Here is a 6,654-nt window from a genome sequence, read left to right as displayed (position 1 = left end):
TTGGCTGGCTTCGGTCAGGTAGTGCGGCAGCAGCAACAAGCCTTTGGCGCCCAGGCGCTCGGCTTCTTGTGCGTATTCGATCGCTTGACGGGTAGAACCGCCGACGCCGGCCAGAATCGGCACGCTGTTAGCGCAGGTGTCGACGGCGGTTTTGATGACTTGGGAATATTCGCTGGCGGCGAGGGAGAAAAATTCACCAGTACCGCCCGCAGCGAACAGAGCACTGGCGCCGTAGGGAGCTAGCCATTCGAGGCGCTTGATGTAGCCGGCCTTATGGAAGTCACCCTGAGCATTGAAATCGGTAACCGGAAATGAAAGCAAACCGGACGAAACTGTTTCTTTGAGTTCGAGTGGGGTCATTTTAAAATCACTTTTTTATGGTTGTTTGTGACGATGACTGATTCTGACATGACGTACGTTATCGTACATCTATATTAATACAAGCCATTTCTGATGAAGATTCTTGCCTGCACATATGCTCTTCGAGCGCTTCCATGAAGGAAAAATCATCCATATAAGGCAGTAATCCTTGAAAATCAGGCTTTTCGAGCGGCTCAGTCAAATTCCAAACAGCTTTTTCGTCATAGGACATCAGATAACTGGTCGTTCATTGGAGACACTATTAGCCACTCATCGGCAGCGCAGTCGCTCTTCGCACCGTTGAGTTAGCGAATGCGGAACTGAACAACACGTTGCACTGAAAGGTCAGACCCCTCATAACTACACTGCCCTTACCCAAGGAACTGCCCATGATCATCGTTCATCACCTGAACAACTCGCGCTCCCAGCGGATCCTCTGGTTACTGGAGGAGTTGCAGGTCCCCTACCAACTCAAGTGCTACCAGCGCGACCCGAACACCCATCTGGCGCCGCCTGAATTGAAAGCGATTAATCCACTGGGCAAGTCGCCGGTCATCGAGGACGGGGCGACGGTACTTATTGAGTCCGGAGCCATTGTTGATTATTTGATCCGCCGTCACGGCCATGGCCGCTTGCAACCGGACCCGTCCACCGCTGCCTACGACAAATACGTGCAATGGCTGCACTTCGCCGAAGGCTCGGCCATGCTGCCACTTATGCTGAACTTGTATGTGGGTCGCTTGGGCGAAGCGGGCAAGCCTTTGCAGCCACGGATTGATTCAGAAGTGACCAACTATTTGAGTTTTATCGATGAAGCGTTGAGTCATTCCGACTATCTGTTTGGCGATGACTTGAGCGGCGCAGACATCCAGTTGAGCTTTATTGGCGACGTTGCCAAGCAGTTTGGAAAACTCGGCCCTTATCCGCACCTTGCCGCGTGGGTAGAGCGCACTCAAGCGCGCCCTGCGTATCAAGCCGCAGTGGAGAAAGGCGGCGAATACGCCTACGCTCGTCGCTGATTTATCGAAGTCGGTTATGCATTCAAGTGCCTACTTCCGACCCGGGATCGACCAACGGTGCTTCGGCCCGGGCCCTCCCATTGCGCCCATCCGGATTTGACGCGGCGGGCTGAATTCACCAAGCTAATGCCCTCGAATTGCTCCTCAGGAACCCATCGCGTGATTGATTTTTGCTGCCGCTGGCGCCGTTTTTTGTTTTGCGCCGTTCCCCTTTTCGCCCTTCTGGCTGCCTGTGATAACGGCAAGCCAAAGCCCACGCCACCAGTGACTACCTACGTCAGCGTCAAGTGGGAAGATCTGCCAGCTACCAGTGACGAAGACCTGCTCGCAGGCTTCAACAGTTGGTATTCCGCCTGTGCGCGGATGGCCAACGACAAGACCTGGAAAGCCACCTGCAGCGCCGCTGCGCAAGTGCAACCGAACGCCACCGCGGTTCGTGAGTTCCTTAAATCAAACCTGCAGGTGTATAGCCTGCGCTCGGCCGACAAAGGTGCCAAAGGTTTGATTACCGGCTATTTCGAGCCGATCTATAAAGGCAGCCTTGAGCGCAGCGATACAACTACCGTGCCGATTTACGGCGTACCTGACGATCTGGTGGTGGTTGCGCTAGACAGCATCTACCCGGAACTCAAAGGCAAACGCTTACGCGGCCGCCTTGAAGGCCGAACCCTCAAACCGTACGACGACGCAGCCACCATCGGACGCCAAGGCGCAAATGCGCCGATACTGGCGTGGCTGAGCAATCCGATGGACCTGCAGTTTCTACAGATTCAGGGTTCCGGTCGCGTTCAACTGGACAGTGGCAGGCAGATGCGCATCGCTTACGCAGACCAAAACGGCCACCCTTACCGGCCGGTGGGACGCTGGTTGGTGGACCATGATCAGTTGAAGAAGGAAGAACTGAGCATGAGCCGGATTCGTGACTGGGCCACGGCCAACCCGGATCAGGTGCCAGAGTTGCTGGCGAGCAATCCAAGCTATGTGTTTTTCGGTATTCGCCCTGATAGCAACGAAGGCCCACGGGGCTCACTCAACGTTCCTCTGACGCCTGGTTATAGCGTGGCGATAGATCGCAAGGTCATCCCGCTGGGCAGCCTGTTGTGGCTCTCTACCACCCGCCCCAACGGCGGCGGCCCAATCGTGCGCCCAGTCGCAGCACAAGACACCGGCGGCGCCATCGCCGGCGAAGTCCGCGCCGACTTGTTCACCGGCACCGGCGTAGAAGCCGGCGAATTGGCGGGCAACATGAAACAGGCAGGGCAGATCTGGTTGTTGTGGCCTAAAGATGCGGCGATGCCGACGGTTCAGTGACAGCACCACTCCGTGGGGCGAACTCACTCATAAAAGAGACAGACTCAATTGACGGTTTTTAAGCATGCAATCAGGGTATCGATAAAAGACTGAAGCGATGCGGGCATCGAACGCTTGGGCATGGTTAAGACCTTAATAGCTCGATCTGAAAATCGAGGGTTCGACAGCGGGACCGATATCAGGTCATCGCTGTCATTCGCGCGTTGACTGATTGCACCGCCAAACGCGACAGTGTTGGAGTGGCGGACAAACTCATGAATAGCGCCGGAGTAATTACAGGTCATCACGTGATTGAACTTCAGACCTTCCATCTGACAGACGAGGTCGAACAACTGCCTCTGGGTTGTGCCCTTCGGAGTGAGTGCCAGCGGAAAAGGCAACAGGGAGCACAGAGACAATGGCTTCAGCGTCGCGAGTGGATGTCCCGCACGCATCACCGCTCGAATGGGTGAACGGCTTGAGTGCAGGACATTGACGCCTTCCGTGGGTTCGGTGCTAAACGTCAAACCCACATCGGCGTCTCCTCGCATTACTTTTTCCGCACACTCGTGAGGTGACATTACGTCGAGTACGTAGCGGAAGGTTGGGAGCTGCTCGTAATGTTTGATTAGCACGTGTGGCAGGAAATAACGTGAAAGCCCTTCAGTTGAAACCAAGCGAATCACTTTAGCGCCAGGATAATCACCCCCTCGCAACTCCGACAATACGTTTTGCTCTTCTAATGAAGCGCGTCTTGCGTGATCAGCCAACGCGCTCCCGGCAGCAGTCGGAAACATCCCCCGTGGCCGTCGTTCGAACAACGGCACGCCTATGCTGTCCTCCAATAGGGCGACCTGCCGGCTCACAGCGCTGGGCGCTATGTGCAAACGCTCGCCGGCGGCAGCGAGCGAACCTGAATCAATCACTGCGAGAAAGTAACGATAATCCACGCCTTGATTCCTCTGTCATGCCTTCTATTAATTAGAAGCCTATCGTCAAAAAACAGCAATATACAGAACAATCACGCGACTTCTATATTGGACTGAATCTTTCAGCCGTAACCGGAACCGCCATGTCCAAGCATCAAGCGCTCGCCAGTGTTCGCCAGTACCTATCCGATGGACATTTTGAAGCCGATCTACGCCGTCGTATTGCTATCCAAAGCGAAAGCCAAGACCCGGCCAAAGCTGAACAGCTGGGACGCTATCTCCATGAAGAGATTGAACCGGCGCTGGTGAGGATGGGGTTCCAATGCCAATCGCTGGAGAACCCAAAGGGGGCAGGTCCGCTTCTGTTCGCATCGCGCACCGAAGACGCACATCTGCCGACGGTACTGACCTATGGGCATGGGGACGTTGTGCTTGGTTACGACGAACAATGGCGAGAAGGTCTAAGTCCTTGGGAGTTGACGATAGAAGGCGATCGTTGGTACGGACGCGGCACCGCCGATAACAAGGGTCAACACAGCATCAACTTGACGGCCCTTGAACAGGTGATCAATGCACGAGGGGGGCGATTAGGATTTAACGTAAAAGTCATCTTCGAAACCGGTGAAGAATGCGGCTCTCCCGGACTACGTGAGGTCTGCCAGGCTCATCGTGATCTACTTGCGGCCGATGTATTCATAGCGTCAGACGGACCTCGTCTCAACGACAGCCGCCCAACGATATTTCTGGGTTCCAGGGGGTCGGCACTGTTTTCCCTTGAGGTTCGAGCCCGTGATAAGGGATTGCACTCAGGCAACTGGGGAGGCGTCATGTCCAATCCCGCAGTGGTCTTGAGCAATGCCCTGGCAAGCCTGGTGGACCAAACCGGACGTATTCTCTGTCTGGGACTTGTTCCATCGTCCATACCAGACTCCGTACGGGAAGCGATCCACGACCTGGGTATTGATCAGCACTCTTTGGGACTGACCCTGGATACTCATTGGGGTGAGCCCGGTTTGACGCTGGGTGAGAAACTCTTTGGCTGGAATACACTGGAAATATTGGCGTTTACTGCGGGTAACCCCAACAAACCGGTCAACGCAATTCCACCCTCAGCTGTTGCGTATTGCCAACTTCGGTTCGTCGTCGGCACTGACTGGCAGAACCTGGAAAGCTTACTGCGCCATCACCTGGATGCCGAAGGCTTTCAACACGTAAAAATAGTGATTGATCGTTGTACGCCTGCCACTCGACTGGATCCCGACAACAAATGGGTCCGCTTCGCGAAGACGTCGATTGCCGAAACAACGCCTCGAAAGATCGCCGTATTACCCAACCTTGCAGGCACCCTGCCCAACGACATTTTCTCGGATGTCCTGGGGCTACCCACTTTGTGGATACCGCATTCCTACCCTGGTTGCTCACAACATGCCCCGGATGAACACATCCTGGAATCCTTGATCCTTGAAGGCCTGGAAGTCATGACAGCGCTGTTCTGGGACTTGGGTAACGTAGCTTAAGTCCCCAAAAAAATAAAAAAACAGGGTCTCGATCAGACTTTTTGTATCTGCCGCTCACACACTTACAATACTAGGAGCGTCTAGCATGCCAGCACTATCATCCACCGCTACACCGGCGACCGAAACAACAAAGTCCATCTGGAAACCTGTCGTCGCCGCATTGATCGGAAACACACTCGAGTGGTTTGACCTGTCGGTCTACGCATATTTTGCGTTAACGATCAGCAAAGTGTTTTTCCCCGCTTCAGACCCAGCCGTATCGCTGTTTCTTGCGTTCGCGACCTTTGGTATCTCGTTTCTTATTCGTCCGCTGGGCGCTGCAATTTTGGGCTCGTATGCCGACCGACAAGGCCGGAAGAAAGCGCTGAGTTTATCCATACTGCTGATGCTTATTGGGACTGCGATGATTGCAGTAATGCCCAGCTACGCAGCGATAGGCATTATTGCTCCAATTGGTATTTTGGCTGCTCGTTTGCTGCAAGGTTTCTCAGCCGGTGGTGAGTTTGGCAGTTCAACGGCATTCATGATGGAGCACGCGCCGCAAAAGACCCGTAACTTTGTGGCGAGCCTCCAATTTGCGAGCCAGGGATTTGGCGTGGTCATCGCATCAATATTTGGCTATTTCCTGACGGCGTACCTTAACGATCAGCAAATGTTCGATTGGGGCTGGCGTGTGCCGTTCTTCTTCGGCTTGATCCTCGGCCCGGTGGGCCTTTACATTCGCCGCACTGTCGACGAGTCTCCCGAGTTCAAAGAAAGCGAACCCGACTCCCAGCCGTTGAGGGAAGTATTACTTTCTCAGAAGACATTACTCATTGTCGCTATGGGTATTCTTATCGTATCGACTGCGTCGAACTTCATGATCAAGTACATGCCCACCTATGCAGCGACCACGTTGAATATTCCACAGTCATCGGGCTTTCTGGCCACACTGACCGCGGGCCTCATCCTGACCGTGGTAACGCCTGTTGTGGGATTCATGACGGGTTACATCAGCCGTATAAAAATTATGCTCTGGGCCTCTATCATCTACATTCTGGCGATCTTTCCGGCGTTCTTCTGGCTTAATAAAGTGCCCAGTGCGACGTCCCTTTTACTGGTTGTGTCCATGATGGCGCTTATCAAAGCCTTCTATTTCGCACCGCTGGCAGCACTGATGGCTGATATTTTCCCACTGCATACGCGCGTTACCGGTATGTCGTTGAGCTATAACCTGTCCGTCACACTATTTGGAGGTTTTGCGCCAGTGATTGCGACCGGCTTGATCGCTCTCACAGGTTCTCAACTTGCGCCTAGTTTTTACCTTATCGTGGCGGCGGCCCTCAGCATTAGCGCTCTGCTGATAGCACAGAGAAAATTAAAACTAATCTGATTGACTCGCATGATGGCTGCGACTCAGTGGCACGCCTGACACTCCGCGTCGTGGCCTTCGCGAACAAGTTCGCTTGTATGGTAGGACTTGAAGGGGTGGTGGGACGAACAGTTCGCATCTGACTGCTGACACAGTACAGACCGTGGGAGACCTCGCCCCACCCCTTC

Annotated in this window: 7 protein-coding genes; 4 read left to right on the top strand and 3 right to left on the bottom strand. The window is 54.2% G+C overall.

Annotated elements, in window-relative coordinates:
• Both M0974_RS23525 and M0974_RS23520 read right to left on the bottom strand, forming a co-directional pair.
• Window positions 1-360 (bottom strand): dihydrodipicolinate synthase family protein (locus M0974_RS23525; protein WP_297842573.1); only part of this gene is annotated, 360 nt, incomplete at its 3' end.
• A gap of 58 nt (window positions 361-418) precedes the next feature.
• Window positions 419-592 (bottom strand): hypothetical protein, encoded by a 174-nt coding sequence (locus M0974_RS23520; RefSeq protein ID WP_297842571.1) that lies wholly within the window; start codon window positions 590-592, stop codon window positions 419-421.
• Window positions 593-749: 157 nt separating this feature from the next.
• Between M0974_RS23520 and M0974_RS23515 the strand changes: the two genes are divergently transcribed.
• Window positions 750-1,379: a glutathione S-transferase gene (locus tag M0974_RS23515; protein WP_297842569.1), complete on the top strand. Its 630-nt coding sequence runs from the start codon at window positions 750-752 to the stop codon at window positions 1,377-1,379.
• Window positions 1,380-1,538: 159 nt separating this feature from the next.
• On the top strand, window positions 1,539-2,690 hold the full coding sequence (locus M0974_RS23510) for a murein transglycosylase A (RefSeq protein WP_297842564.1): 1,152 nt from the start codon (window positions 1,539-1,541) through the stop codon (window positions 2,688-2,690).
• Between the two features lie 44 nt (window positions 2,691-2,734).
• Here M0974_RS23510 and M0974_RS23505 read toward each other — a convergent pair whose 3' ends face one another.
• Window positions 2,735-3,619: a LysR family transcriptional regulator gene (locus M0974_RS23505; protein WP_297842562.1), complete on the bottom strand. Its 885-nt coding sequence runs from the start codon at window positions 3,617-3,619 to the stop codon at window positions 2,735-2,737.
• Between the two features lie 122 nt (window positions 3,620-3,741).
• On the opposite strand from M0974_RS23505, the gene M0974_RS23500 reads away from it, so the two are divergent.
• Together M0974_RS23500 and M0974_RS23495 are read left to right on the top strand one after the other, a co-directional pair.
• The gene (locus M0974_RS23500; RefSeq protein WP_297842560.1) at window positions 3,742-5,115 is read left to right on the top strand and encodes a M20 family metallopeptidase; all 1,374 of its coding nucleotides are present in this window, start codon (window positions 3,742-3,744) and stop codon (window positions 5,113-5,115) included.
• A gap of 85 nt (window positions 5,116-5,200) precedes the next feature.
• A complete protein-coding gene (locus M0974_RS23495; RefSeq protein ID WP_297842557.1) occupies window positions 5,201-6,487 on the top strand; it encodes an MFS transporter in 1,287 nt (428 codons plus the stop codon).
• Window positions 6,488-6,654 lie beyond the last annotated feature (167 nt).

Source organism: Pseudomonas sp., from assembly GCF_026224925.1.
GTDB lineage: Bacteria > Pseudomonadota > Gammaproteobacteria > Pseudomonadales > Pseudomonadaceae > Aquipseudomonas.
The sequence above is the reverse complement of the archived record's forward strand: the minus strand, read 5'-3'. Positions and strand labels throughout refer to the sequence as shown.